Annotated in this window: 25 protein-coding genes; 17 read left to right on the top strand and 8 right to left on the bottom strand. The window is 68.2% G+C overall.

Annotation, left to right across the window (positions count from 1 at the left end):
* Positions 1-189: 189 nt before the first annotated feature.
* From ybiB to QTI51_RS32825, 6 genes are all read left to right on the top strand, one after another.
* Positions 190-1,095, top strand: a complete 906-nt coding sequence (gene ybiB, locus QTI51_RS32800; RefSeq protein ID WP_116913054.1) for a DNA-binding protein YbiB — start codon at positions 190-192, stop codon at positions 1,093-1,095.
* Positions 1,092-1,910 (top strand): uroporphyrinogen-III C-methyltransferase, encoded by an 819-nt coding sequence (cobA, locus tag QTI51_RS32805; RefSeq protein WP_116913053.1) that lies wholly within the window; start codon positions 1,092-1,094, stop codon positions 1,908-1,910. Before ybiB ends, cobA begins: the two co-directional genes overlap by 4 nt.
* Positions 1,911-2,066: 156 nt before the next feature.
* Positions 2,067-3,185 carry an ABC transporter ATP-binding protein gene (locus QTI51_RS32810; protein ID WP_116913052.1) on the top strand — a complete coding sequence of 373 codons (1,119 nt, stop codon included), beginning with the start codon at positions 2,067-2,069 and terminating at the stop codon, positions 3,183-3,185.
* A gap of 74 nt (positions 3,186-3,259) precedes the next feature.
* Complete coding sequence (locus QTI51_RS32815) at positions 3,260-4,528, top strand: ABC transporter substrate-binding protein (protein WP_116913051.1); 1,269 nt, start codon at positions 3,260-3,262, stop codon at positions 4,526-4,528.
* A gap of 28 nt (positions 4,529-4,556) precedes the next feature.
* On the top strand, positions 4,557-5,474 hold the full coding sequence (locus QTI51_RS32820) for an ABC transporter permease (RefSeq protein ID WP_116913050.1): 918 nt from the start codon (positions 4,557-4,559) through the stop codon (positions 5,472-5,474).
* Positions 5,475-5,476: 2 nt separating this feature from the next.
* Positions 5,477-6,367: an ABC transporter permease gene (locus QTI51_RS32825; protein ID WP_116913049.1), complete on the top strand. Its 891-nt coding sequence runs from the start codon at positions 5,477-5,479 to the stop codon at positions 6,365-6,367.
* On the opposite strand, the gene QTI51_RS32830 is transcribed toward QTI51_RS32825, so the two are convergent.
* The 4 genes from QTI51_RS32830 to QTI51_RS32845 all read right to left on the bottom strand — a co-directional run bounded on the left by QTI51_RS32830 (position 6,364) and on the right by QTI51_RS32845 (position 9,542).
* Positions 6,364-7,044 (bottom strand): aspartate/glutamate racemase family protein, encoded by a 681-nt coding sequence (locus QTI51_RS32830; protein ID WP_116913099.1) that lies wholly within the window; start codon positions 7,042-7,044, stop codon positions 6,364-6,366. The genes QTI51_RS32825 and QTI51_RS32830 overlap by 4 nt on opposite strands.
* Before the next feature lie 67 nt (positions 7,045-7,111).
* Positions 7,112-7,885: an amino acid ABC transporter ATP-binding protein gene (locus tag QTI51_RS32835; RefSeq protein WP_116913048.1), complete on the bottom strand. Its 774-nt coding sequence runs from the start codon at positions 7,883-7,885 to the stop codon at positions 7,112-7,114.
* A 1-nt stretch (position 7,886) separates the two neighbouring features.
* Positions 7,887-8,684, bottom strand: a complete 798-nt coding sequence (locus QTI51_RS32840; protein WP_116913047.1) for an amino acid ABC transporter permease — start codon at positions 8,682-8,684, stop codon at positions 7,887-7,889.
* Positions 8,685-8,693: 9 nt separating this feature from the next.
* Positions 8,694-9,542, bottom strand: a complete 849-nt coding sequence (locus QTI51_RS32845) for a transporter substrate-binding domain-containing protein (RefSeq protein WP_116913098.1) — start codon at positions 9,540-9,542, stop codon at positions 8,694-8,696.
* Between the two features lie 175 nt (positions 9,543-9,717).
* On the opposite strand from QTI51_RS32845, the gene QTI51_RS32850 reads away from it, so the two are divergent.
* From QTI51_RS32850 to QTI51_RS32875, 6 genes are all read left to right on the top strand, one after another.
* A complete protein-coding gene (locus tag QTI51_RS32850; protein ID WP_116913046.1) occupies positions 9,718-10,848 on the top strand; it encodes a sterol desaturase family protein in 1,131 nt (376 codons plus the stop codon).
* A complete protein-coding gene (locus tag QTI51_RS32855) occupies positions 10,848-11,636 on the top strand; it encodes a YaeF family permuted papain-like enzyme (RefSeq protein ID WP_116913045.1) in 789 nt (262 codons plus the stop codon). The genes QTI51_RS32850 and QTI51_RS32855 overlap by 1 nt, the downstream gene beginning before the upstream one ends.
* Before the next feature lie 77 nt (positions 11,637-11,713).
* On the top strand, positions 11,714-12,922 hold the full coding sequence (locus QTI51_RS32860; protein ID WP_116913097.1) for a BaiN/RdsA family NAD(P)/FAD-dependent oxidoreductase: 1,209 nt from the start codon (positions 11,714-11,716) through the stop codon (positions 12,920-12,922).
* Between the two features lie 110 nt (positions 12,923-13,032).
* Positions 13,033-13,245, top strand: a complete 213-nt coding sequence (rpsU, locus tag QTI51_RS32865; protein WP_007833691.1) for a 30S ribosomal protein S21 — start codon at positions 13,033-13,035, stop codon at positions 13,243-13,245.
* Between the two features lie 110 nt (positions 13,246-13,355).
* Entirely contained in the window at positions 13,356-13,805 is a 450-nt protein-coding gene (locus QTI51_RS32870) for a GatB/YqeY domain-containing protein (protein ID WP_116913044.1), read from the top strand.
* Positions 13,806-13,807: 2 nt separating this feature from the next.
* Positions 13,808-14,287, top strand: a complete 480-nt coding sequence (locus tag QTI51_RS32875; protein ID WP_116913043.1) for an NUDIX domain-containing protein — start codon at positions 13,808-13,810, stop codon at positions 14,285-14,287.
* 22 nt (positions 14,288-14,309) lie between these two features.
* Here the strand turns inward: QTI51_RS32875 and QTI51_RS32880 are convergent, their stop codons facing one another.
* On the bottom strand, positions 14,310-15,065 hold the full coding sequence (locus QTI51_RS32880; RefSeq protein WP_286517418.1) for a sulfite exporter TauE/SafE family protein: 756 nt from the start codon (positions 15,063-15,065) through the stop codon (positions 14,310-14,312).
* Positions 15,066-15,176: 111 nt separating this feature from the next.
* Here QTI51_RS32880 and QTI51_RS32885 point away from each other — a divergent pair, with 111 nt between their 5' ends.
* On the top strand, positions 15,177-16,082 hold the full coding sequence (locus tag QTI51_RS32885; RefSeq protein WP_116913041.1) for a LysR substrate-binding domain-containing protein: 906 nt from the start codon (positions 15,177-15,179) through the stop codon (positions 16,080-16,082).
* A gap of 258 nt (positions 16,083-16,340) precedes the next feature.
* On the top strand, positions 16,341-18,095 hold the full coding sequence (locus QTI51_RS32890; protein ID WP_116913040.1) for a M4 family metallopeptidase: 1,755 nt from the start codon (positions 16,341-16,343) through the stop codon (positions 18,093-18,095).
* An 82-nt stretch (positions 18,096-18,177) separates the two neighbouring features.
* On the opposite strand, the gene pmbA is transcribed toward QTI51_RS32890, so the two are convergent.
* Complete coding sequence (pmbA, locus tag QTI51_RS32895) at positions 18,178-19,548, bottom strand: metalloprotease PmbA (protein WP_116913039.1); 1,371 nt, start codon at positions 19,546-19,548, stop codon at positions 18,178-18,180.
* Between the two features lie 116 nt (positions 19,549-19,664).
* On the opposite strand from pmbA, the gene yjgA reads away from it, so the two are divergent.
* The 3 genes from yjgA (at position 19,665) to QTI51_RS32910 (ending at position 22,255) form a co-directional block, all read left to right on the top strand.
* The gene (yjgA, locus tag QTI51_RS32900; RefSeq protein ID WP_116913038.1) at positions 19,665-20,321 is read left to right on the top strand and encodes a ribosome biogenesis factor YjgA; all 657 of its coding nucleotides are present in this window, start codon (positions 19,665-19,667) and stop codon (positions 20,319-20,321) included.
* A 186-nt stretch (positions 20,322-20,507) separates the two neighbouring features.
* Positions 20,508-21,098 carry a molybdopterin adenylyltransferase gene (gene mog, locus QTI51_RS32905; RefSeq protein ID WP_116913037.1) on the top strand — a complete coding sequence of 197 codons (591 nt, stop codon included), beginning with the start codon at positions 20,508-20,510 and terminating at the stop codon, positions 21,096-21,098.
* Positions 21,099-21,112: 14 nt separating this feature from the next.
* Entirely contained in the window at positions 21,113-22,255 is a 1,143-nt protein-coding gene (locus QTI51_RS32910) for a hypothetical protein (RefSeq protein ID WP_116913036.1), read from the top strand.
* A gap of 56 nt (positions 22,256-22,311) precedes the next feature.
* Here the strand turns inward: QTI51_RS32910 and QTI51_RS32915 are convergent, their stop codons facing one another.
* Together QTI51_RS32915 and QTI51_RS32920 are read right to left on the bottom strand one after the other, a co-directional pair.
* Positions 22,312-25,533, bottom strand: coding sequence for an efflux RND transporter permease subunit (locus tag QTI51_RS32915; RefSeq protein ID WP_132749024.1), 3,222 nt, complete (start codon positions 25,531-25,533; stop codon positions 22,312-22,314).
* Between the two features lie 9 nt (positions 25,534-25,542).
* Positions 25,543-26,970 (bottom strand): efflux RND transporter periplasmic adaptor subunit, encoded by a 1,428-nt coding sequence (locus tag QTI51_RS32920; protein ID WP_286517419.1) that lies wholly within the window; start codon positions 26,968-26,970, stop codon positions 25,543-25,545.
* Positions 26,971-26,984: the final 14 nt, after the last annotated feature.

Genomic DNA, 26,984 nt, shown 5'->3' on the forward strand with positions numbered 1-26,984 from the left:
TGCTCCCTCTCCCCTTGGGGAGAGGGCTGGGGTGAGGGTGAGCGGCAATGACGCCCACGCGACGTTGGAAAGCCGCCGCCCTCACCCTAGCCCTCTCCCCGAGGGGAGAGGGGACAAAACCAGAAGCCGACCCCATGCATAAGCCGAATGACATTCCGGCATAAGCCTTGCAGGACAATCCCCCCACCCATGGGAATCAGCCAATACATCAAGGAAATCGGCCGCGGCGCGCGAGGCGCCAAGCCGCTCACGCGCGAACAGGCCACCGACCTGTTCGCCCAGGTGCTGGACGGCACCGTCACCGACCTCGAAATCGGCGGCTTCTGCCTGGCCATGCGCATCAAGGGCGAGACGCCCGAGGAGATGGCGGGCTTTCTGGACGCCACCCACGCGCGGCTGAACCGCATTCCGGCCGGCGACCGCCCGCTGGTGGTGCTGCCCAGCTACAACGGCGCGCGCAAGCTGCCGGTGCTCACGCCGCTGCTGGCGCTGCTGCTGGCCCGAGAAGGCCTGCCGGTGCTGGTGCACGGCAGCGCCAGCGAAACCTCGCGCGTGCTGGCGTCGAACGTGCTGGCCGCGATGGACCTGCTGCCGCTCACCGCCATTCGCTCCATCGCCAACGGCGAAGCGGCCTTCGCACCCACCGAGCTGCTGAACCCTGCCCTGAAGCGCCTGCTCGACGTGCGCCGCGTGGTCGGCCTGCGCAACCCGGGCCACAGCGTGGTCAAGCTCATGCAGCCCGGCGCCGGCGCCTGCGTGGTGGTCGCGAGCTACACGCACCCCGAATACGCCCGCACCATGGGCGAGACCTTCGAGCTCACGGGGCAGACCGCCCTGCTCTCGCGCGGCCTCGAAGGCGAAGTGGTGTCCGACCCGCGCCGCACCGCGCAGATCGACGGCTTCGTGCGCGGCGCGCGCACCGAGCTGCAGGCCCAGCAGCCCGGCACCACCAGCGAGGTGCCGGGGCTCCCGAAGGAAATCGACGTGGCCACCACGGCCGACTACACGCGCCGCGTGCTGGCCGGCGAGCTTCCGGTGCCCGAGGCCATCGCGACGCAGGTCAGGCACATCACGCAACTGGCATCCCACGCATGAACCACGACGACCACCACAACCCCTCCGCCCCCCTCGTCACCGGCCGCTGCACCCTGGTCGGCGCCGGCCCGGGCGACCCGGAGCTACTGACGGTCAAGGCCGTGAAGGCGATCCAGGCCGCCACGGTGCTGCTGGTGGACGACCTGGTGAACGACGAGATCCTGGCCTACGCCCGGCCCGGCGCGCGCATCGTGCACGTGGGCAAGCGCGGCGGCTGCAAGAGCACGCCGCAGGCCTTCATCGAGCGGCTGATGATCACCGCGGTGCGCGAAGGCGAGACCGTGGTGCGGCTGAAGGGCGGCGACCCGTTCATCTTCGGGCGCGGCGGCGAAGAGGTGGCGCACCTGCGCGAGGCCGGCATCGAGTGCGCGGTGGTCAACGGCATCACCGCCGGGCTGGCGGCCGTCACCTCGCTGGGCGTGCCGCTCACGCACCGCGACCATGCGCAGGGCGTGGTGTTCGTCACCGGCCATGCCAAGACCGGCGCCGGCGCGGCCGAAGACCCGACCGACTGGCGCGCGCTGGCCGCCATGGCCTGCAACGCGCGCCTCACGCTGGTGATCTACATGGGCGTGGCGGGCGCCGGGCACATCGAGCGCGAGCTGCTGCACGGCCTGCCGGGCGACACGCCAGTGGCCGTCATCCAGCATGCGAGCCTGCCGCAGCAGCGGCACATCGCGACCACGCTCGACAAGCTGCACAGCGGCATCGCCGAGGCCGGCCTCGCCAGCCCGGCGGTGATCGTGGTGGGCGACGTGCTGCGCGGACTGGCCGCGGCGCAGCTGCCGGTGGACGCGGGCAAGTTCGGCACCTGATCGCGCGGCGGTAGCGCCCCAAGGCTGGGCCACCGCGCAGCCCGTCTTACCGCGACCGGCACGCGCCGGTCTGTACGCCTTTCGGCCCCCCGCCCTCCCCCCGGTCCGCACCCCGCTTTGGTGCGGCGTGGCATGGATCCTGCTGAGCTTTCGGCAATGAATGCCGTCGCCACGCCAGTTCCCGCCGCCGTCGAGATCGTCGCGCTCACCAAGCGCTACGCCCCCGGCACGCCGGCCGCCGTCGACCAGATCGACCTGCGCATCGCCAGCGGCAGCTACTGCTGCCTGCTGGGCCCCTCGGGCTGCGGCAAGAGCACCACGCTGCGCATGGTCGCGGGGCACGAATCGGTCACCAGCGGCGACATCCTGCTGGACAACCGCAACATCACCAACCTGCCCGCCGCCGCGCGCGGCACGGCCATGATGTTCCAGAGCTTCGCGCTGTTCCCGCACCTCTCGGCCACCGACAACGTGGCCTTCAGCCTGAAGATGAAGGGCGTGGGCAAGGCCGAGCGCCAGAAGCGCGCGCACGACCTGCTCGACCGCGTGGCCATGGGCCACCTGGCCGAGCGCAAGCCCGGCGAACTTTCCGGCGGCCAGCAGCAGCGCGTGGCGCTGGCGCGGGCGCTCATCACCGAGCCGCGCGTGCTGCTGCTCGACGAGCCGCTGTCGGCGCTCGACCCGTTCCTGCGCATCCAGATGCGCGCCGAGCTGCGGCGCTGGCAGAAGGAACTGGGCCTGACCTTCGTGCACGTCACGCACTCGCAGGAAGAAGCCATGGCGCTGGCCGACACCATGGTGGTCATGAACCACGGCGTGATCGAGCAGGTCGGTGCGCCGCACGCCATCTACAACCACCCGGCCAGCGAGTTCGTGGCGCGCTTCATGGGCGGGCACAACGTGTTCGACACGCCCGCCGGCCCCATCGCCGTGCGCAACGACCACATGCGCATCGCCGCGGTGGACGGTGCCGCCACGCATGGCCTGGCCGCCAAGGTGACCGACGTCGAGTACCAGGGCACCTACGTGCTGCTGGGCCTGGCGCTGGACGCCGCCGCGCCGGGCCGCCAGAGCGTGTCGGTGCTGCTCGGCGAGGCCGCCTTTCTTGCCAGCCCCTACAGCCCGGGTGACAGCGTGCGCCTGTCGTGGGCCGAGGCCGACGCCCGCACCCTGGGCCCCGGCGTGAAGCCGCCGGGCCAGCGCTCGGCCGCCACCGCCACCACCCCCGCCGGCGCGCTGCGCGACGACACCGCCGCGATCGCCATGACGCTTTGAGCGCGCGGCGCCTTCCGTTTTTTGTGCCCCTTCCCCTCCCGCTTTCCAGCGACTTTTTCCACGGAGACTTTGCAATGACCGAACCCATCGACTCGTCCACCGGCGTCAAGCGCCGCACGCTGCTGCAAGGCACCGCCGGTATCCTGGCCACGGGCATCGCGCCCTTCGTGCATGCGCAGGAAAAGATCGTGCTGCGCTACCTGGGCACCGCCGTGAACCAGGACAAGGCCATCGCCGAGAAGTTCAAGGCCGACACCGGCATCGAGATCCAGTACGTGGCCGTCACCACCGACGACGTGACCAAGCGCGCCGTGACCGCGCCCAACAGCTTCGACCTGATCGACACCGAGTTCTTCTCGCTGAAGAAGATCGTGCCCACCGGCAACCTGAAGGGCATCGACACCAAGCGCGTGAAGAACGCCGACAAGATCACCTCGCTGTTCACCAAGGGCGAAGTCGCCGGCAAGAAGGTGGGCGACCAGGGTACGGCGCCGGTGAAGGTGATCTACCTCGAGGGCGAGAAGAGCAAGGTCTTCGCCAAGTCGGCCACGCAGTTCATGTCGCTCATTCCGACCACCTACAACGCCGACACGCTGGGCATTCGCCCCGACCTCATCAAGCGCCCCATTACCTCGTGGGCCGAGCTGCTGAACCCCGAGTTCAAGGGCAAGGCCGCGATCCTGAACATTCCGTCGATCGGCATCATGGACGCCGCGATGGTGGTGGAGGCCAAGGGCATCCACAAGTACGCCGACAAGGGCAACATGACCAAGGCCGAGATCGACCTGACGATCAAGGCGCTCATCGAGGCCAAGAAGGCCGGCCAGTTCCGCGCGCTGTGGAAGGACTTCAACGAGTCGGTCAACCTCATGGCCTCGGGCGAAGTGGTGATCCAGTCGATGTGGTCGCCGGCCGTGACGGCCGTGCGCGGCAAGGGCATCGACTGCACCTTCCAGCCGCTGAAGGAAGGCTATCGCGCCTGGGCCTCGGGCTTCGGGCTGCCGGCCACGCTGTCGGGCAAGAAGCTCGACGGCGCGTACGAGTTCATCAACTGGTTCCTCGACGGCTGGGCCGGCGCGTACCTCAACCGCCAGGGCTACTACAGCGCCGTGCTGGACACCGCCAAGACCAAGATGGAAGGCTACGAGTGGGCCTACTGGATGGAAGGCAAGCCCGCCGCGCAGGACATCAAGAGCCCGCAGGGCGACGTGATCGCCAAGGCCGGTTCGGTGCGCGACGGCGGCAGCTACGAGCAGCGCATGGGCGGCATCGCCTGCTGGAACGCGGTGATGGACGAGAACGAATACATGGTTCGCAAGTGGAACGAATTCGTCGCGGCCTGAGCGCGCGACCCCGCAGGACACCATCGACATGAGCGCACCCGCCGCGTCCGGCCACGCCGCCACCATGCCCACGCACACCGTGAAAGCCTGGTGGCAGGCGGCGCCGTTCGCGCTGGTGTTCCTGCTGTTCTTCCTGATTCCGCTGGCGCTGGTCGCGATGGTCAGCCTGTGGAACTTCAACGAGTACGAGCTGATCCCGGCCGTCACGCTGCGCAACTACCTGAGCCTGTTCGACGGGTGCTCGCGCCTCACGGACAACGGCGACCTGTGCGTCACGCTGAACACCTACCTCAGCACCTTCAAGTTCTGCCTGCTGGTGTGGGGCATCACGCTGCTCATCGGGTTTTCGGTGGCCTACTTCCTGGCGTTCCATGTGCGCTCGTCGACCATGCAGACAGTGCTGTTCGTGCTGTGCACGGTGCCGTTCTGGACGTCGAACGTGATCCGCATGATTTCGTGGGTACCTCTCCTGGGGCGCAACGGGCTGGTCAACCAGGCGTTGATGGGCACGGGCCTGGTGAACCAGCCGGTCGAGTGGCTGCTGTTCTCCGACTTCTCGGTGGTGCTGGCCTTCGTGCACCTGTACACGATGTTCATGATTGTGCCCATCTTCAACAGCATGATGCGCATCGACCGTTCGCTGCTCGAGGCGGCGAGCGACGCGGGCGCCTCGGGCTGGCAGACGCTGTGGAACGTGGTGGTGCCGCTGTCGCGCACGGGCATCCTGATCGGCTCGATCTTCGTGATCACCATCGTCATGGGCGACTTCGTGACCATCGGCGTGATGGGTGGCCAGCAGATCGCCTCCATCGGCAAGATCATCCAGGTGCAGACCTCGTACCTGCAGTTTCCCCTGGCCGCGGCCAACGCGATGATTCTTCTGGCGGTGGTGCTGATGATCATCTGGGGCCTGACGCGGCTGGTCGACATTCGCAAGGAGCTCTGAGCATGCAGACGCCCATCAGCGCGCAGCGCGCCCCCGGCTTCTGGCCCCTCGCCACGGTCTTCGCCCTCTTCGTGCTGTTTCTCTACGGCCCGATGATCACGATCTTCGTGCTGAGCTTCCAGGGCCCCGAAGGCGGCCTGACCTTTCCGTTGCGCGGCGTTTCGCTGCACTGGTTCTACAAGCTGGCCGAAGGGCTGGGCACGGTCGACATCGGCGCGGCGTTCAGGCGCTCGCTGGCGCTGGGCGCGGTGGTGATGGCCTTCACCGTGGTGCTGTCGGTGCTCGCGGGCCTGGCCTTTCGCAAGAAGCTCAAAGGCAGCAACGCGCTGTTCTTCGTGACGGTGGCCAGCCTGATCATGCCGTCGATCATCATTTCGCTGGGCATCGGGCTGCAGTTCCGGCTGCTGGACACGGGCATCAAGGGCCTGCTGACGGCCGTGGACGCGACCTCGCTGCTCGAAGGCTATGGCACGGCGCTGGGCCTGTTCAGCTCCGCGCTCGGGGCGCACCTGACGTGGACGCTGCCCTTCGGCCTGCTCATCATGTTCGCGGTGTTCAACCGCTTCAACCCGGCCTACGAAGAAGCCGCGCGCGACCTGGGTGCCACGCCCTGGCAAACCTTCCGCTTCGTGGTGCTGCCGCTGATCGGCCCGTCGATCGTGGGCATCGGCATGTTCGGCTTCACGCTGTCGTGGGACGAAATTGCGCGCACCTCGCAAGCCATCGGCGACGTCAACACGCTGCCGCTGGAACTGCAGGGGCTGACCTCGACGGTGACCACGCCTTCGATCTATGCACTGGGCACGGTGACCACCGTGGTGTCGCTGCTGGTCATGGCCGTGGCGCTGGGCTCGGCCGCGCTGCTGCGCAGGCGCGCGACCCGCAAGCGCTAGCCAGCAACAGCAGCCGCTGCAGCGCGCCAGCGGGCGACGAGCAGCGTCTCGATGTCGTGCACGCGCCGGCCCGTGGCGCGCGCGACAGCCTCCCGGTAAGGCGGCATGTTGGTGCACTCCAGCACGATGTCTTCCACCGCAGGGTGAAGCGCCACCAGCCGGCGCGCGGCATCGACCACGTTGCGCTCGGCTTCCGCCAGATCGAGCTGTGCCTCGTTGTTCAAGATGCGCCGATGGAACTCGCAGCCCGGCTGCACGCCCTGCACCGGCGTGCCGGCCGGCACATCGGCAGCGTCGAGGATGGGCTGGCGCATCGACGCCGCGTCGAAGGTCAAGATGCCGGGCCGCGCGAACTCGCGGCATTGCAGCAGGCTCGAGGTGAGCACGGGCACGTTGACCGCATGGGACAGCACCTGCTGGTACGCCGCGAGAAAGCCGCAGCTGGTGGTGAGCACGGCAGCGCCCTCTTCAACGAGCCGCAGCGCGCCGTCGACGAAGGGCTGCAGCAGCGAAGCGTCGGCCTCCTTCACGATGCGCTCGGGCGACGCGCCCTCGATGGTGAGCAGGCGCACCGCGATGCCGTGACGCTCGAAGGTCTTGGGGTTGCCCACGTCGCCGGGCGGCCGCGGAAAGCGGGTGTCGAGCATCAGCACGCCCAAGAACGGTTTGGAGGGCATGGAGGGCGTAGAGGGCATGGCGGGCGTGGCGCTGCGCCTCAAGCCAGGCACGACCGCGGACACCACGTCACTGCGCCGCCACGCCCTTGAAGCGGCCCAGGAAAGCCTGCGTCGACGCCTCCTGCGGGTTGTCGATCACGCTCTCCGGCGGGCCGCTTTCCGCCACCACGCCGTCGCGCATGAAGACGACCTGGTCGGCCACCTCGCGCGCGAAGCCGATCTCGTGCGTGACCAGGATCATGGTCATGCCGTCCTTGGCCAGGCCCTTGATGACGCCGAGCACTTCGCCCACCAGCTCCGGGTCGAGCGCGGAGGTGGCCTCGTCGAACAGCATCACGGTCGGCTTCATGGCCAGCGCGCGCGCAATGGCCACGCGCTGCTTCTGGCCACCGGAGAGCTTGTCGGGAAAGTAGTCGGCGCGCTCCAGCAGGCCCACCTTGGCGAGCAGCGCGCGCGCCTCGGCCTCGGCCTGCGCCTTGGGCGTCTTCAGCACGGTGACGGGCCCTTCCATCACGTTGCGCAGCACCGTCATGTGCGGGAACAGGTTGAAGTGCTGGAACACCATGCCCGTCGATGCGCGAAAGCGCGCCAGCGCGCGCTCGTTGGGCAGCGTGGTATGCACGCCGTTGAACTCGATGGTCTGCTCGCCCACGGTGATGCGTCCGCCCTGGGGCACCGACAGCAGGTTGATGCAGCGCAGCAGCGTCGACTTGCCCGAGCCCGAGGGCCCGATGATGGCGACCACCTGGCCGCGCTCGACCTGCAGCGAAATGTCCTTCAGCACCACGTTCTGCCCGAAGGCCTTCTTGAGCTTGCTGATGTCGATCAGGGGTGCGGCCATTTCAGCTTTCTTCCTTCGGCCCGGCGCCGAATTCCATGCGCTTGGCCCAGACGGTGACGGGCAGCAGCACCGCGAAGTACGCGACCGCGATGAAGGTGTAGAGCTCCAGCGGGCGGTAGGTTTCGTGCGCGATCACCTGGCCCTGGTAGAGCAGGTCGGGCACGGCCAGCACCGACAGCAGCGAGGTGTTCTTCAGCTGCATGATCGACTGGCTCATCAGCGGCGGCACCATGCGTTTGAAGGCCTGCGGCAGCACCACCCGGCGCATGAGCTGCAGGCGGGTCATGCCGAGCGCGCGGCCGGCCTCGACCTGGCCGTTGTCGATGGAAATGATGCCGCCGCGCACGATCTCCGAATAGAACGCGCCGCCGTACAGCGACAGGCACAGCGTGGCCGCGACCACGGCCGATATCTCCAGCCCGGTGAGCACCGGCAGCGCGTAATAGAACCACACCAGCTGCACCAGCACCGGCGTGCAGCGGAACACCTCGATGTAGGCACGGATCGGCCCCGACACCCAGGGGTTGCGCGACAGCCGCCCCAGCCCGGTCGCCAGGCCGACGAGCAGCCCCAGCACCACGCACACGACGGTGAAGACCAACGTGTAGGCCAGGCCGATGAGCAGCAGCCGGCGGTAGCTCCAGAGCACGCTGAAGTCCCAGTCGTAGGCCGTGCCCGAGGCGCCGCCCGAGAAGTGGCGCACAGCGGCCCACACGCCGGCCAGCCCGCATGCGAGCAGCAAGGCCGTGCCGAGCCGTGAGCGGCCGGTGGGCCCGCTCGCGGGATCGTGGAGGTCCATGGCGCCCCCTTAGAACTTGATTTCGGGCGGGAAGGCGCTGGCCGGCACGCCGGCGAGCTTTTCCATGTTCTTCAGGATGACGCTGCGCACTTCGCCGTTGGTGCGCTCCTGCGCGAGCCAGGCGTTGACGGCCTTCTGCAGGCCGGGGTCGGTGTCCTTGCGCAGGCCGATGCTCACGGGCGCGGTGTAGACCGGCTGCGGGATGTACATGGTGCCCAGGCCCGGGCGCTTGGCCAGCAGCGGCTCGGCCAGCAGGATCACCAGCACCTGGCAGTCGGCGCGGCCGGCCTGCAGCTGCATGGTGGCGGCGCCGGAGTTTTCCAGCCGGGTCACTTCGGCCTTGGGCAGCACGCGCTGGGCCAGCTGGTCGTGGCTGGAGCCGATGTCCACCACGATCTTGGTGTCGGGCGTGTTCAGCTGCTCCCAGCTCTTTTGCGGCACGCCCTTCTTGCAGACCACTGTGTAGGTGTTCTCGAACAGGGTGTCGGCAAAGTTGACCATGGCCGCGCGCTGCGGCGACGGGGCCAGGCCGAACATGGCGTCGATCTTGTTGGACTGCAGGTCGAGCACCGCGTTGCCCCAGGTGGTCTCGACGTATTCGACCTTGGCGCCCAGGCTCTTGGCCAGGCTCTCGCCGAAGTCGGGGCCGAAGCCTTCCCACTTGCCGGTGCCCGGGTCCTTGGCGAAGTACGGAATGGCGCCGGCAATGGCCCCCACGCGCAGCACATGGGTGCGCTGCACGCGAGCGAGCGAGCTTTCCTGGGCTTGCGCCTGGGCAAAGGCCGGCACGAGGGTGCAGGCGGCCACGGCAGCTGCGGCAGCCACGAGGGCGCGAATGAAATTTCGTTTGATGGTCACGGCCACTCCAAGCAATTAGTTTGCCAATATACAAAGGTGGACGATTGTGTTCCAAGGCCTGCATTTCGCCTGTTGCGCCCGTGACGACGCCCGAAGCGGCGCAAGGCGCCCGAAAAGGGCCGCGCGACCTAAAATCCGCCGCACAACAACCACAACGCAACCCCGAGGGGGCTCCATGCTCGACATCGACAAACTGAACGATTTCACCCAGAACCACGGCGAACTGCGCCGCGGCCAGGGCCTGGTCACCGGCACCATCGCACTGAGCCTGGCCATCCTGTGCTTCCTGGGCGTGCTGGCGTTCCACTTTCCGCAGTACCTCACCACGCCCGAGCTGCGCAAGAGCTACAACGTCGACGTGATGCGCTTCATCTTGCTGGCGGCCCTGGTCATCTCGGGCGGGCTGTCGCTGGTGAACATCATCTTCAACCGCTCGCGCTGGCTGTCGTCGGCCGCGTTCCTGTTGGTGGCCGCCTCGGCGCTGCTGGGCGGGCACAAGGTGCCGGTGCACGACTTCGCGGACAACACGCCGTACATCGGGCTGGACTGGTTCATCCTCGACCTGCTGGGCTCGTCGCTGATCTTCATCTTCATCGAGAAGCTGTTCGCGCTGCGCAAGGACCAGCCGGTGTTCCGCGAAGAGTGGCAAACCGACTTCCACCACTTCGTGGTGAACCACATGATCGTGGGCTTCGTGCTGCTGGCCACCAACCTGATGGTGCACAAGCTCTTCGGCTGGGCGGCCAACGACGGCATTCGCGGCTGGGTGGGCAACCTGCCGTTCTGGGCGGGCATCCTGCTGATCATCCTGGTGGCCGACCTGGTGCAGTACTGGACCCACCGCGCGTACCACGAGGTGCCCGTGCTGTGGCGCCTGCACGCGGTGCACCACAGCGTGAAGAGCATGGACTGGATGGCGGGCTCGCGCCAGCACATCCTCGAGCTGCTGATCACGCGCACGCTGGTGCTGGCCCCCATCTACGTGCTGGGCTTCAGCAAGGAAGTGATCGACGCGTACATCGTGGTGGTCGGCTTCCAGGCGGTGTTCAACCACTGCAACGTGAGCGTGCGGCTGGGGCCGCTGCGCTACATCATCGTGACGCCCAACTTCCACCACTGGCACCACAGCCAGGACATCGAGGCGCTCGACAAGAACTACGCGGCCCACTACGCCTTTCTCGACTACCTCTTCGGCACGGCCGTGAAGAGCACCAAGCTCTGGCCCGAAAAGTACGGCGTGCTGGGCGACTACGTGCCCAACGGCTTCTTCAAGCAGCTGAAGTTTCCGTTCGTCTGGAAGGGCTGATGCGCTCCCACCTCAAGACCTTCGCGGCCCTGGCTGCCGCGGGCGCCGCCCTGCTGCTCGGCGCCTGCGCCACCCGGCTCGATATGCCCTCCAAGGACAACGGCCTGCGCCTGCGGGTGCAAAGCTCGGTCATCGCGCCGGGCAACGGCGGCGAGCTCATCGCGGCCGACGCGCTGGAGCCCGGCGACATCCTGCTGACCTCCATTGCCACGGTGAACTCCTTCGGCATCCGCCTGGGCACCTTCGCGCCGGTGAGCCACGCGGTGCTGTACCTGGGCGACGGGCAGATCGCCGAGGCCGTGGGCACCGGCGTGCGCGCCCGGCCGCTGGCCGAAGTGGTCGACGAGGAACAGATGGTGGTGGCGTTTCGCGTGCCGGGCGTGGACGAAGCCGGCGCCGGGCGCATGCGCGCCTGGGCGCTGTCGAAGGTGGGCGTGCAATACAACACCGTGGGCGTGCTGCTGAACGCGCCCTTCGTGCTCAACCGCCGCCTGTGCGAGCTGCCGCTGGTGCCCAGCGCCGTCAGCAGCTACTGCATGAGCGGCATGGCGATGGTGCAGCTGGGCGCGAGCCGCAATGACCAGTTCTTCTGCTCGCAGTTCGTGCTGGAGGCCTACAAGCAGGCCGGCCTGCCGATCACCAGCGCCGACCCGCGCTGGGTGAGCCCGGCCGACCTGCTGCACATGCGCGAGGGCGACGTGCCCTCCATTGCCGCCACGCAGCCGCTGCGCTACGTGGGCCACCTGAAGTACAACCCGCCGCCGCTGCTGGCGGCCGACGGCCCTTGACTGCCGGATCGAACGCCGAATTGACCGCCGAATCGAACGCGGGATCGAGCTCGCCAGACGTGTCCCACCGCTTCGACGTGGTCGTGATCGGCGCCGGCGCCGCTGGCCTGTTCTGCGCCGGCGTGGCCGGCCAGCGCGGGCTGAAAGTGCTGGTGGTGGACCACAGCGAGAAGGTGGGCGAGAAGATCCGCATCTCCGGCGGCGGGCGCGCCAACTTCACCAACCGCGACCTCGACGTGCGCGCGCCGCAGCGCCACTTCATCGGCGACAACCCGAACTTCTGCCGCTCGGCGCTGTCGCGCTACGCGCCGCAGCAGTTCGTCGAGTTGGTGCAGAAGCACGGCATCGCCTTTCACGAAAAGCACAAGGGGCAGCTGTTTTGCGACGGCTCCTCGCAACAGATCGTCGACATGCTGCTGGCGGAATGCGCGGCGGGTGGGGTCGCGCGCTGGCAGCCGTGCAAGGTGGGGAAGATCACGTCTTTTGCCGAATCTGCTGATGGCGTCGACGTTTCTCGCTACCAAATCGAGAGCAGCCGCGGCGTCATCGAGACGGCGAAGATTGTGGTCGCGACCGGCGGGCTGTCGATTCCGCAGATCGGCGCGAGCGACTTCGGCTACCGCATCGCCGAGCAGTTCGGCCTGCGCCTGGTCTCGCCACGCCCGGCGCTGGTGCCGCTGACCTTCGGCGGCGATGCCTGGGCGCCCTATGCCGAACTGGCCGGGCTGGCGCTGCCGGTGCGCATCGAAACGGGAGCGAAAAAAGACAAGATGGCCTTCCTCGAAGACCTGCTGTTCACCCACCGCGGCCTGTCGGGCCCGGCGGTGCTGCAGATTTCGAGCTACTGGAAGCCCGGCACCCCGCTCACGCTGGACTTCGCGCCCGGCGTGGACGTGGCCGCGTCGCTGGGCGAAGCCAAGCTGCGCTCCAAGAAGCGCATTGCCAACGAGCTGGCCACGCTGGTGCCCTCCCGCCTGGCGGACGCCTGGGTCGGGCAGGACCCGGGCCTGCAGCGGCCGGTGAACGAGGCCGCCGACAAGGCGCTGGCGGCGCTGTCGGAGCGCATCGCCCGCTGGCAGATCACGCCCAGCGGCACCGAGGGCTACAAGAAGGCCGAGGTCACAGCGGGTGGGGTCGACACGCGCGATTTGTCTTCGCAGACCATGGAATCGAAGCAGCCGGGCCTGTATTTCATCGGCGAAGTGGTCGATGTGACCGGTTGGTTGGGTGGATACAACTTCCAATGGGCGTGGGCGAGCGCCCATGCGTGCGCAACCGCGCTATAATCGCGGGCTAACTCTGGCCTCCCCTCAACGGCCGCAAAAAGTTTTCAGTTGAGGAACCCCGGCTTTGGGCCTCGATCTCCCCGAGCCAACTTCATTTCAACGATTCATCAATGACCACCATCCGCGTTAAAGAAAACGAGCCCTTCGACGTCGCCCTGCGCCGCTTCAAGCGCACCATCGAAAAGCTCGGCCTGCTGACCGACCTGCGCGCCCGCGAGTTCTACGAAAAGCCGACCGCCGAGCGCAAGCGCAAGAAGGCCGCTGCAGTCAAGCGCCACTACAAGCGCGTGCGCAGCATGCAGCTCCCCAAGAAGCTGTACTAAGCAACGCCCAGGGCAGCTGGCGCTCGACGAAAGTCTCCGCCAGCACCCCGTTGCCCAAGCCGCGCCAGGGAAACCTGCCGCGGCTTTTGTTTTTTGCCAAAGGTTCCCGAATGACACTCAAAGAACAGATCACCGAAGACATGAAGACGGCCATGCGCGCCAAGGACTCCGAGCGCCTGGGCACCATCCGCCTGCTGCTCGCAGCCCTGAAGCAGAAGGAAGTCGACGAGCGCGTGGAGCTCGACGACGCCATGGTGGTGGCCATCGTCGACAAGATGGTCAAGCAGCGCAAGGACTCGATCGCCGCGTTCACCACCGGCGGCCGCGCCGACCTGGCCGACAAGGAAGCCGCCGAGATCAAGGTGCTGGAGGTGTACCTGCCCCAGCGCATGAGCGCCGAAGAAACCACCGCCGCCGTGAAAGCCATCGTGGCCGAGCTGGGCGCCAGCGGCCCCGGCGACATGGGCAAGGTCATGGGCGTGGTCAAGACCCGCCTGGCCGGCAAGGCCGACATGGGCCAGGTCAGCGCCGCGGTCAAGGCCGCGTTGACGGGCGCCTGAAGATGAACGCCGGCAGCCCCTGCGCGCCCGACGCCCCGGTCCTCAAGGCCTGCGCCTGCCTGGTCGACGCGCGGGACCGGCTGCTGGTGTTCCGCCACCCCGCGGACGGCAACATGCAGCTCCCCAAGGGCACCATCGAGCCTGGGGAGTCGCCTGAAATCGCCGTGCGGCGCGAGCTGCTCGAAGAATCGGGCATCGATTACGCCGGCGCGCTGCAATCTCTGGGCACGCTGGACCGCGAATGCGAAGCCGGCGTCGAAGGCAACACGCACCGCCATCCGCAGCTGTGGCACCTGTTCCTGATGCGCGCCGAGGGCACGCTGCCCGAGAGCTTCCCGCACACGGCGACCGGCAGCCCCGAAGAAGAAGGCCTGGTGTTCGTGTTCAGCTGGCTCGAAGCCGGCGACAGCATCGACGACTTCGCCCTGCCCTACCGCCAGACCATCGAGCGCGTGCGCGCGGCCCTGCTGCTGTCGGCCTGAACCGCCCGAACAGGATTCGCGCTCACGCCACGGCCCGCGTGGCCATGTACAGGCCCAGCAGCGCCAGCCCGATCAGAAAACAGCGCCTGAACACCGCCACCGGCAGCCGCTTGCGCAGCCAGGTGCCCAGCACCATGCCGCCGACGGCCGGCACCAGCATCGCGAGCGATGCGCCCATCGCCGACATCGGATAACCCCCGTTCCCCGCCAGCCCGATGGCCAGCACCACGGTGGACGTGGTGAACGAAATGCCCATCGCCTGGATCAGCGAATCGCGCTGGAAACCCAGCGCCTGCAGGTACGGCACGGCCGGCACCGCGAACACGCCAGTTACCGCCGTCACCAGCCCCGTGACGATGCCCACCAGCGGCCCCAGCCAGCGCGAGCGCGCGTCGCTCACATGCGGCTGGCGACCGGTCAGGCTCCAGCCCGCGTAGACGATCAGCGCCACGCCCAGCGCCACCGAGGCCCACGCCCCCGCCGGCACCCCCAGCCACAGCGCCCCGCCCAGCGTGCCGACGACCACGCCCACCTGCATGCCACCGATGCGCCGCAGCACCGGCATGAAGCTGGCGCGCGGCCCGGTCTGCCAGATGTTGGTGACCAGCGACGGCACGATCAGCAGCGCCGCCGCCTGCACCGGCGGCATCCACAGCGCCAGCACCGCCATCGACACCGTGGGCAGGCCCAGGCCGATCACGCCCTTGATCACCCCGGCCAGCAGGAACACGGCCGTGGCTGCGGCCCAGAAACTCGCCGTGTCGTTCGCATGTGTCATCGCGGCGGAGTCTGCCGGGCAACGCCGTGGCTGGAAATGCGGGGTTCGCAGAGCCGGCCTCAGGCTGCGGCTGAGGCCCGTGGCGCTTCCTGATGCACACTGCGCCGAACCATGCGATTCGACCTCACCGACCTGCGGCTCTTCCTGAACGTCGTCGAAGCCGGCAGCCTCACCGGCGGCGCCGCGCGCTCGCACATGACCCTGGCCTCCGCGAGCCAGCGCGTGCGCGGCATGGAGGACGCGCTGGGCTCCGCGCTGCTCACGCGCCATGCGCAGGGCGTGCGCCCCACCGAGGCCGGCCGCACGCTGCTGCATCACGCGCGTGTCGTGCTGCAGCAGATGGAGCGGCTGCGCGGCGAGCTCGGCGAGTACGGCCAGGGCCTGAAGGGCCATGTGCGTTTTCTGTGCGGCACCGCGGCGCTGACCGAGCACCTGCCCGAGGTGCTGGCGCGCTTCCTGGCGCAGCACCCGCGCGTGTCCATCGACCTCGAGGAACGCGCGAGCCCCGACACCGTCGAGGCCCTGCGCGCGGGCCTGTGCGACATCGGCATCGTCTCGGACGCCATCGACACGCAGGGCCTCGAATGCCACCCCTTCCGGCGCGACGACCTCGTGCTGGTGATGCCGCGCGGCCATGCGCTGGCCACGCGTCGGCGCGTGATGCTGTCCGACGTGGTCGACGACGAATTCGTCGGCCTGCCCGCGGACAGCGCGCTGCAGCAGCTGGTGACCTCGCATGCGCGCACGCTGGCGCGGCACTTGTCCTACCGTGTGCGTGTGCGCAACTTCGAGGCCGTGTGCCGCCTGGTCGAGCAGGGCATCGGCGTGGCCATCGTGCCGCAGACCGCGGCGGCGCGTTGCGCCCGCACGATGAAGATTGCGCGCGCCTCGCTGGGGGACGCGTGGGCCGAGCGCACGTTGATGGCATGCGTGCGAACCTCGGAAGAGCTGCCGCTCAATGCGCGGCGGATGCTCGAGTTCCTGATCGCGCCCCAGCAGGACGTTGCGAAGAAGTGACCTAGCGTCCGGGCAACCGCATAGGGTTTGTCCGGTGCGTCTTCCGTTCATCGCGCCTGTACCTCCTTCGTGTCGATAACGACACGAAGGTGTGTAGGCCGTGCGCATTCACGCTGAAAACCTGCGGTATCGACTACTTCCAGCGTATCGACGCTCCATGGCATCCCGGCTGTAATGCACCCGCCCAATGAGCGCTGCCACAAGCGGCGGTCGGGTCGGTATGTGTCTACCCCTTACATCACCTTTTGTGGAACGCGTATGAAAACCAGGCTCAGAATTCTCGTGGTCGCAGTGCTGACCGTGGCGGGGCATTCAGCCTTCGCCGCCGAGGCGGACCGACAGGCGGCGATCGACCGCGCACTGGCGTTGATCCAGACCAACCCGTCGAACTTCAACGTTGCGCCGCCCCCTGCCGCCTCACCCTCCCCTTCCCCCTCACACTCGCCTGCACCCTCGGGCCGGTCGATGGCATCCAGCGCCGCCGCCCCGCCGGCACTGCCCGGCAGCGGCGATCAGTTCAAGGCGCGCGACGTGATCGTGGACAAGGACGGCACCGAGCACGTGCGCTTCGACCGCTATCACGACGGCCTGCGCGTGATCGGCGGCGACGTGGTCGTGCATTCGAGCCAGGGCCGGCTGCTGCCGCCCGACCTGACGCAAAAGAGCGCCATCCGCCTGCCCGAAACGCTGGGCAAGGTCGGCGGGCGCACCGTGATCCAGAACGCGCCCGACATCGGCGCCGAGCGCGCGAAAAGCATTGCCGCGCAGAGCTTCGCCAGCGCGGTGCTGCGTTACGGCACGCCCGAGCTCGTCGTGTTCGCGCGCGACGAGACACCGGTGCTCGCCTATGCGGTGCGCGTGTACGGCAGGGCCACCGCGGCGCACGGAAGCGCCGTCGTGTACTACGTGGATGCGCGCGACGGCAAGCTGCTGGACGCCGAAGACCTGGTGCACACCGCGGCCACCACGGGCACCGGCAAGTCGCTGTACTACGGCGACCTGCAGATCGCCACCGACCAGACCGGCAACAACGCCTATCGCATGGTCGACCCGACGCGCGGCGGCGGCGAGGTGATCGACGGGCGCGACTCGGTGGCCAGCGACCTTGGAGACTCGCCCGACCTGGTGCCGTTCACCAGTCCCGACAACAAGTGGGGCAACGGCGCCACCACGGACCGCAAGACCGTCGCGGTCGACATCAACTACGGCCTGGCCAAGACCTGGGACTACTACAAGGACACGCACGGCCGCAACGGCATCTTCAACGACGGCAAGGGCGTGCAGAGCTACGCGCACGTGCAGTTCCTCAACCCGGACGGTTCCACCACGGGCGCGAATGCCGCATGGCTGAGCGAAGGCCGCATGATGGCTTACGGCGACGGCGAGGCGGGCACCTCGCTGCCGAAGCCGGTGGTCTCCATCGACGTCGCCGGGCACGAGATGAGCCACGGCGTGAACCAGGCCACCGCGAACCTGGCCTACTCGCGCGACGCCGGCGGCCTGAACGAGGCGAACTCCGACATCTTCGGCACCCTCGTCAAGTTCTATGCGAACAACGTGAACGATCCCGGCAACTACGTCATCGGCGCAAGGATCCTGCCCGGCGGCCTGCGCAAGATGTACAAGCAGGACGTCGACGGGCGCTCGTCCGTCTGCTATCCGCAGGGCGGCTTCAAGAGCACGCAGACGAATCCCCGGCACGACCCGCACCTCTCGTCCGGCGTGGGCAACCGCTTCTTCTACCTGCTGGCCGAAGGCGCGGTGGTGCCCGCGGGCGAAAGCAGGCTGACGAAGAGCGACCTGGTGTGCAACGGCGACACCGGCCTTGCAGGCATCGGCCGCGACAAGGCCGGCAGGATCTGGTACCGCACGTTGACCGTGTACCTGAACTCCAGCTCGACGTACCCGAATGCCCGCGCGGCATCGATCCGTGCGGCCACCGACCTGTACGGCGCCAACTCGGCGGAACAGGCGGCGGTTACCCGCGCCTGGAGCGCGGTGTCGGTGCAATGACCTGTTGATGTGATGCGGTGAGGCAGAAGACGGCGCGGCGCCGTCTTCTGCCTCAAGCGTATTTCCATGCGACGCTGCAGCCTCAGCTGCCCGCGACCTTCATCCGGTTCACCAGGATCGACCCCGTCGTCTTGGCGCCGAAGGTATAGGCATCCGCGCCGATGGCCTGGATGCCCATCAGCATGTCCTTCAGGTTGCCGGCGATGGTGATTTCTTCCACCGGGAAGGCGATGCGGCCCTTCTCGACCCAGAAGCCGCTGGCGCCGCGCGAGTAGTCGCCGGTCACGTAGTTCACGCCCTGGCCCATCAGCTCGATGACGAACAGGCCGGTGCCCAGCTTGGCGAGCATGGCGTCCAGGTCGTCGCTGTGCTTCGTCAGGCGCGAGCTCAGCGTCAGGTTGTGCGAGCCGCCGGCGTTGCCGGTGGTCTTCATGCCCAGCTTGCGGGCCGAATACGTCGAGAGAAAGTAGCCTTCGAGGCGGCCGGCATCGACCACCTTGCGCGCCCGGGTGATCACGCCTTCGTCGTCGAAGGGCGAGCTGCCCTTGCCGCGCATCACGTGCGGGTCTTCGGCAATGTCGATGTGCTTGGGCAGCACGGGCTTGCCCAGCGAGTCGAGCAGGAAGGTGCTCTTGCGGTACAGCGCACCGCCGCTCACGGCCTGCACCAGCCCGCCGAGCAGGCCCACGGCCAGCGGCGATTCGAACAGCACCGGGCATTCGGTGGTCTTGATCTTGCGCGACTTCAACCGGCTGAGCGCGCGCTCGGCAGCGTAGCGGCCCACGGCCTGCGGGCTGGCCAGTTCGTCGGCCGCGCGCATGGAGCTGTACCAAGCGTCGCGCTGCATGTTGTCGCCCTTGCCGGCGATGGGCGCCACCGAAATCGAGTGCCGCGAGCTGGCATAGCCGCCGCGAAAGCCGTGTGTGTGGGCGCTGAAGAAGTGGCTCTGCTGGGCCGAGACGCCCGCGCCTTCGCTGTTGGTGATGCGCTTGTCGGTCGACAGCGCCGCCTCTTCGCACTCCAGGGCCAGCTTGGCGGCCTGCTCGCTCGTCACGTCCCAGGGGTGGAACAGGTCGAGCTCGGGGTGTTCCTTGGCGATGTCGGCCTCGTCGGGCAGGCCGCTCACCGGGTCTTCGGCCGTGAAGCGGGCAATGTCGTAGGCCGCCTGCACGGTCTGGGCGATGGCTGCTTCGGAGAAGTCGGAGGTGCTGGCGTTGCCTCGGCGGTGGCCCACGTACACCGTGACACCCAGCGACTTGTCGCGGTTGCGTTCGACGTTTTCCAGCTCGCCCTTGCGCACCGAGACGCTCAGGCCGCAGCCCTCGGAGGCCTCGGCCCCGGCGTCGGTGGCACCGAGCTTCTTGGCGTGCGCCAAGGCCGTGTCGACCAGGTTTTCGAAGAAGGAGCGGCTGTAGGCGAAGCCGGAATCGGCGCGCGAGGAGGATGTCGTCATGTGGTGGCTATGATACTTGCGCCCCCTGTTTCACGTTTACCCCCCCAGCTTCCCACTGCACATTGCACGCATTGCATGCGTTGCAACACCGCACGGTGCGGCCCAGAATCCATTCCATGTCCCGCAAACCCAAAAAAGGCTATTTCGTCCGTGGCCAGTTCGTCGCCGAAGGCAGCGAGCTCGACCTGGAGCTCAAGCGCGAGCTCAAGGGCACCGACGACGCCAGCCGCACCGACCTCAAGCGCGAAAGCGACGAGCTGCAAAAGCTGGGCACCGAGCTGCTCGGCCTGCGCGCCGCCCTGTTCGACGCCCTGCCCCTGGGCGAGAAGCTGGTCGACGCCGTCGCCGAGGCCAAGCGCATCACCAATTTCGAGGGCAAGCGCCGCCAGATGCAGTTCATCGGCAAGCTGATGCGCAAGCTCGACGAACCCACGCTGGAGGCCGTGAAGCTCGCCCTCACCGAGCAGAACACCGTGCCGGCCGCCGAGGCCGCCGCCCTGCACGAAGCCGAACGCTGGCGCGACCGGCTGATTGCCGACGACGACGCCCTGGGCGGCTGGATAGAAACCCACCCCGCCACCGACTCCCAGCAACTGCGAGCCCTGGTGCGCCAGGCCCGCAAGGACATGAAGACCGGCCCGGCCGGCGAGGCGCCGCGCCAGGGCAAGGCGTACCGCGAGATCTTCCAGCTGGTGCGCGCGCAGCTGGCGGTGCATGGCGGCGACGACCATGCGGCGGCGGCGGCGGCGCAGGATCGCGAAGAGGACGCGTGACGGCTTGCCCGGACTTACCCCCCTCTCCCGCCTGCGGGAGTACCCCCCTCTCTCGCCTGCGGGAGAGGGTCGGGGTGAGGGCCGAGGGCCTGTCCACCCACGCGCCTTTTCCATCGCCCGCAACCCTCACCCCAGCCCTCTCCCGCAAGCGGGAGAGGGAGCAAGAGCCACGAGGCCAATGACGCAATGAGCACCTTCGACCCCGTCCGCATCGGCATCGTCTCCATCAGCGACCGCGCCTCCAGCGGCACCTACGAAGACAAGGGCCTGCCCTCCCTCAAGGAATGGCTCGGCCGGGCGCTGAAGAACCCGCTCGAGTTCGAGCCCCGCCTCATCCCCGACGAGGCCGAGCGCATCAGCGCCACGCTCATCGAGCTGGTCGACGCCGGCTGCTCGCTGGTGCTGACCACCGGCGGCACCGGCCCCGCCCTGCGCGACGTGACGCCCGAAGCCACCCTGGCCGTCGCCGACAAGGAAATGCCCGGCTTCGGCGAGCAGATGCGCCAGATCAGCCTGCGCTTCGTGCCCACCGCGATCCTCTCGCGCCAGGTGGCGGTGATTCGCGCGCAGAGCCTGATCATCAACCTGCCCGGCCAGCCCAAGTCCATCGCGGAGACGCTCGAAGGCCTGAAGGATGCCGACGGCGCACAGGTGGTGCCCGGCATCTTCGCGGCCGTGCCCTATTGCATCGACCTGATCGGCGGCCCGTATCTCGAGACCGACGACGCGGTCTGCAAGGCCTTCCGGCCCAAGTCGGCCATTCGCCCGGCGCGCTGAAGGCCGGCAGAACGATGCTGGCGCGCCCCTTCAGCACCTACGCCGATAGCGCCAACGCCGCTCGCCTGCTGGCCGACTGCACCGCGCAGGCCGCGACGTGGCGCTGGGCCACCGAATCGATGGGCGAGCCGACGCCCTTCATGCAGGAGCACTACGGCGGCCCCAAGCCCCGGTGGCTGGCCGACGACAAGGCCGACCCCGAGCGCCACATGCACCACGGCTTCGACGCCGAAGGCCGCCTGGTGCTGCAGCGCCAGAGCCGCGGCCGCGCCACGGCCTGGCTCCACGAGGCCGATGGCCGCACCGGCGTGGACCTGCAGGTGTACGAGGGCGAGCCCTCCGTCAGCACCGTCACCCGGTACCGCCATGCGGACGGCCTGCTGGTGGCGCAGCACATCAGCCACGGCCACAAGGGCCTCGACACGCGCTACGAATGGCAAGACGGCCAGCTGCAGCGCGCCGTCACCTCCAACTGGGCCGACGACCGGAAGACCTGGGGGTGCCAGGACGTCTACCGCTACGACGAGGCCGGCCGGCTGGACACCATCACGCTCGAATACCTCGACGACGACGGCACGCCCAGCGGCGAGACCCGCCTGAGCTACCGCCGCCCGCGAAAGGGCGAGACGCTGGCGAGCGTGGCCGCCAGGGTCGAGGCCCTGCTCGTCGATGCGATCACGCACGCGCTCGCACAGGTTCCCCGCGACGAGAAGATCTACGCCCTGTTCATCTGCTACACGCAGGAAGACTTCGGCGCCGCGTGGCCGCCCTTTCTGGTGTGGGGCCGCGAGCCCTACCGCCGCGCGATCGTGGAAGCCGGCGAAGAAGTGCGCTATTACCTCTGGGCGCCCGACGAAATTCGCGCGGTGCAGGGCGATGCGCACGAACGCTGGTTCGACGACGCGGCGCTGAAGGAGGCCTGCCTGCTGCACGCGCAGTTCATGGACCTCGCGCAAAGCACGGCCTCGGCGATGCGGGTGCTGAAAAACCTGGCGGCGCATTTCAACGCGCCCGCGTCGCAAGCCGTGCTGAACACGACCGACGACTTCGTCGTCGCCCACGCGGACAACACGGGCGAGATCGACCCGCTGAAGGCCATGAAGGCCGCGCTCGCGCCCGAGCGCTGGGCCTTGCTGAAGGCGCGCGGCCTGGTCTGAGCGCGCTTTGCTTTCCCCTGCCAGCGCCATGCGAATGGCCACAGGCAAGGGATCGGTCAGGCGCCGGTCGACCCTTGCGTTGCAGGCACCAGCGGCGCACCGTGCTGGCTGTCGCCGTTCGCCTGCGCCACTTCGTCCTCGTCGCGCCGGTGCGCGATGCGGTACAGCAGCGGCAGCACCAGCAAGGTCAGCGCCGTCGACGACAGGATGCCGCCGATCACCACCGTCGCCAGCGGCCGCTGCACCTCGGCCCCGGTGCCGGTCGCGATGGCCATCGGCACGAAGCCCAATGACGCGACCAGCGCCGTCATCAGCACCGGCCGCAGCCGCGTGAGCGCGCCTTCGCGGATGGCCGCGTCCAGCGGCACGCCGTTCTCGCGCAGGTTGCGAATGAACGAGATCATCACCAGCCCGTTGAGCACCGCCACGCCCGACAGCGCAATGAAGCCCACGGCCGCCGAGATGGACAGCGGAATGTCGCGCAGCCACAGCGCCACGATGCCGCCGGTGAGCGCGAAGGGAATGCCGGTGAACACCAGCAGCCCGTCCTTCAAATTGCCGAACATGGCGAACAGCAGCACGAACACCAGCGCCAGCGACACCGGCACCACCACCTGCAGCCGCTCGGTGGCCGAGGCCAGGTTCTCGTACTGGCCGCCCCACACGGTCCAGTAGCCGGCGGGAATCTTCACGCCGCGCAGGGCCTCTTCGGCCTCGGCCACGAAGGAGCCGAGGTCGCGCCCGCGCACGTTGGCGCTCACCACGATGCGGCGCTTGCCGTCTTCGCGGCTCACCTGGTTGGGGCCCGGCGCAATGTCGAGCGTGGCCACCTCGCCCAGCGGAATGAAGCTGGTGCGCGCGCCATCGGCCCCCGCGCCCTTGGGCAAGGCCACGGGCAACCGCTTGATGGCCTCCAGGTCGGTGCGCAGGTGCTCGGGCAGCCGCACGATGATGTCGAAGCGCCGGTCGCCGTCGAACAGCGTGCCCGCCTCGCGCCCGCCCACGGCGATGGAAATCGTGTCCTGCACGTCGCCCACGTTCAGGCCGTAGCGCGCGGTCTTCTGGCGATCGATGTTCACCGTGAGCATCGGCAGGCCGGTGGTCTGCTCGACCTTCACCTCGGCCGCGCCGGGGATCTTGCCCAGCGCCTGCGACACCTCGGCCGCGGTCTTGTCCAGCACAGCCATGTCGTCGCCGAAGATCTTCACCGCCACGTCGCTGCGCACGCCCGAGATCAGTTCGTTGAAGCGCAGCTGGATGGGCTGCGAGAACTCGTAGTTGTTGCCCGGCAGCTTCTCCACCTCTTCCTGCACGGCCGCCAGCAGCTCGGCGCGCGTGCGCCGCGCGCCGCCCTCGGCCACGGGCCATTCGCGCTCGGGCTTGAGCATGATGTAGCCGTCGGAGATGTTCGGCGGCATCGGGTCGGACGCGATCTCGGCCGTGCCGGTGCGCGCGAACACGCGCTCTATTTCCGGAAACTTCGCCGTCAGCGTGCGCTCGAGCTGCTTCTGCATGTCCACCGACTGCGTGAGGCTGGTGCCCGGAATGCGCAGCGCCTGGATGGCGAAGTCGCCCTCGCTCAGGCTGGGCACGAACTCCGTGCCCAGCCGCGTGGCCAGCAGGCCCGACAGCAGCACCGCCACCACCGCGGTGGTGATGACCAGCGGCTTGGCGTTCATCACGCGCGCCAGCAGCGGCGAGTAGCCGCGCTTGGCCCACAGCATGAGGCGGTTCTCCTTCTCGCCGACCTTGTTGCCGATGAACAGCGCCACGGCCGCGGGAATGAAGGTGATCGACAAGATCATCGCGCCCAGCAGCGCGATCACCACCGTGAACGCCATCGGGTGGAACAGCTTGCCCTCCACGCCCGTGAGCGCAAAGATCGGCAGGTACACGATCATGATGATCAGCTGGCCGAACAGCAGCGGGCGCCTGGCCTCCTGCGAGGCCGCGAACACCTCGTGGAAGCGCTCGCTGCGCGTCAGCGGCCGCCCGAGCCTGGCCTGCGCATGGGCCAGCCGCCGCACGCAGTTCTCCACGATCACCACCGCCCCGTCGACGATGATGCCGAAGTCCAGCGCGCCCAGGCTCATGAGGTTGGCGCTGACCTTCTGGTTCACCATGCCGGTGAAGGTGAAGAGCATCGACAGCGGAATCACCAGCGCCGTGATGAGCGCCGCGCGGATGTTGCCTAGGAACAGGAACAGCACCGCGATGACCAGCACGGCGCCCTCGAACAGGTTCTTCTTCACCGTGGCGATGGCCTTGTCGACCAGCACCGTGCGGTCGTACACCGTGACGGCCTTCACGCCCGCGGGCAGCGTGCGGTTGACCTCCTGCATCTTCCTGTCGACGGCCTGCGACACGGTGCGGCTGTTTTCGCCGATGAGCATGAACACCGTGCCCAGCACCACCTCGCGGCCGTTGTCGGTGGCGGCGCCCGTGCGCAGCTCCTGGCCGATGCCGACCTCGGCCACGTCCTGCACGCGCAACGGAACCCCGCCGGCATTGCCCAAAATGACGTTGCCGATGTCTTGCGCCGACTTCACCTGTCCCGGCGCGCGAATGAGGTACTGCTCGCCGCGCTTCTCGATGTAGCCCGCGCCCACGTTGGCGTTGTTGCGCTCCAGCGCGGTGACCAGGTCGGTCATGGTCAGGCCGTGGGCCAGCAGCTTGGCCGGGTCGGGCGCGATCTGGAATTCCTTGGCGTAGCCGCCGATGGAGTTGATCTCGGTCACGCCCGCCACGTTGCGCAGCTGCGGCTTGATGATCCAGTCCTGGATCTCGCGCAGGTCCGTGGGCGAGTAGGGCTTGCCGTCGGGCTTTCTCGCGCCGTCTTCGGCCTCCACGGTCCAGAGGTAGATCTCGCCCAGCCCGGTCGAAATGGGCCCGATCACCGGCGAGATGCCGCCGGGCATGCTCTCGCGCGCCGACTGGATGCGCTCGTTGACCAGCTGCCGCGCAAAGTAGATGTCGGTGCCGTCCTTGAAGATCACCGTCACCTGCGACAGGCCGTAGCGCGAGAGCGAGCGCGTCTGCTGCAGCCCGGGCAGGCCGGCCATGACGGTCTCTATGGGGTACGTCACGCGCTGTTCTGTTTCCAGCGGGGAGTAGCCGGGCGTGGCGGTGTTGATCTGCACCTGCACGTTGGTGATGTCGGGCACGGCGTCGATGGGCAGCTTCTGGTAGCTGTAGATGCCCAGGGCCGCCATGCCGAGCACGGCGAGCAGCACGAGCCAGCGCTGCGCGATGGAAAAACCGATGATGCGTTCGAACATGCGGCGTCCTCAGTGCGTGTGCGTGGCCGAGCTCTTGCCCTGCTGCGACTTCACGACGAAGCTGCCGTTGGCGGCATGGCTGGCGCCAGGCGCCAGGCCGCCGACGATCTCCACGCGCCGGCCGTCGCTGCGCCCCGTCTGCACGTGCTGCGGCATGAAGCCGCCGGGCACGCGCAGGAACACGGTGGGCTTGCCTTCCACCGTCTGTATCGCCTCGGCGGACACCGTCACGGGCGCGTCGGTCTCGGAAGCCACCAGCTCGACGTTCACGAACAGCCCCGGGCGCCAGATGCGCTGCGGGTTGGTCAGCGTGACGCGGGCGGTGGCGGTGCGCGTCTGCGCGCCGATGAGCGAGCCCACGTAAGACACCTTGCCGCTGGCCGTCTGCTCGAAGGCGCTGGAGCGGATGGTCACCGGCTCGCCGATGCGCACCAGGTTCAGCTGGTTGGCGGCCACGCTGATCTCCGCCCACACGCTCGACAGGTCGGAAATGGTGAACACGTTGACGTCTTCCTTCACCGACTCGCCCAGCGAGATGTGCTTTTCGACCACCATGCCGTCGAAGGGCGCGCGCAGCTCGTAGCGCCCGAGCGCGGCCGAGCCCGGCGTGGCGCCCAGCGCCAGCAGCTTCTGGTTGGCGTTGGCCACTTCGATGCGCGCCTCCTGCATGGCCTGCTCGGCCTGCAGGTAGTCCTGCTGCGGGGAAATCTTTTCTTCCCACAGCTTCTTCTCGCGCTCGTAGGTGGTGCGGGCCAGCGCGAGCCGGCGCTGCGCCGACTGCAGGGCGCTGCGCTGCTCCGACAACGACGGGCTCGACAGCACGGCCAGTACCTGGCCGCGCTTGACCTCCTGTCCCAGGTTGGCCGACACGCTGTCGACCACGCCTGCCACGCGCGGCACCACGTGGGCGGTGCGGTCTTCGTTGAACCTGATCTCGCCGGGCAGCTGCAGCGCGTTCCTGATGCGGGCCGGGCCGGCGCCTTCGATGGTGATGTCGGCGGCCTTGAGTTGCGCGTCGGTGAAGGGGATCTTTTCTTCGCCTTCGCTGTGTTCCTTGTGTTCCCTGGGCTCATTGCTGCCGGCGGAGGCGGCGGCGGTCTTGCCCTCTGCCTCGGCCTTTGGCTTGCCTTCTTCGTGATGCTCCTTGTCGCCGTGGCCGGCCGCCTCTTCATGACCGTGGCTGTGGTCGTGGTCCTTGGTTTCTTGCTTGGCCGCTGTCGGCTTGGCGGCCTCATTGCCGTGGGCGTCCCCTTCTTCGTGGTGCTCGCCGTCCCCATGGCCCGCGGCCTCGGAATGGCCGCTCGCCGCGGGCTTGGAAGGCGAGGTCCGCAGGATCAGCGCGCCCGCGCCGATGCCCAATGCGAGGACCACCGCGATAGCGATCCACTGCTTCTTGCCGACGCGCTCGGCCACGGTGTTGCGTTCTTGTGCGTTCATGGTGTGTGGAGTTC

The organism is Variovorax sp. J22G73 (assembly GCF_030317035.1).
Taxonomy (GTDB): domain Bacteria; phylum Pseudomonadota; class Gammaproteobacteria; order Burkholderiales; family Burkholderiaceae_C; genus Variovorax.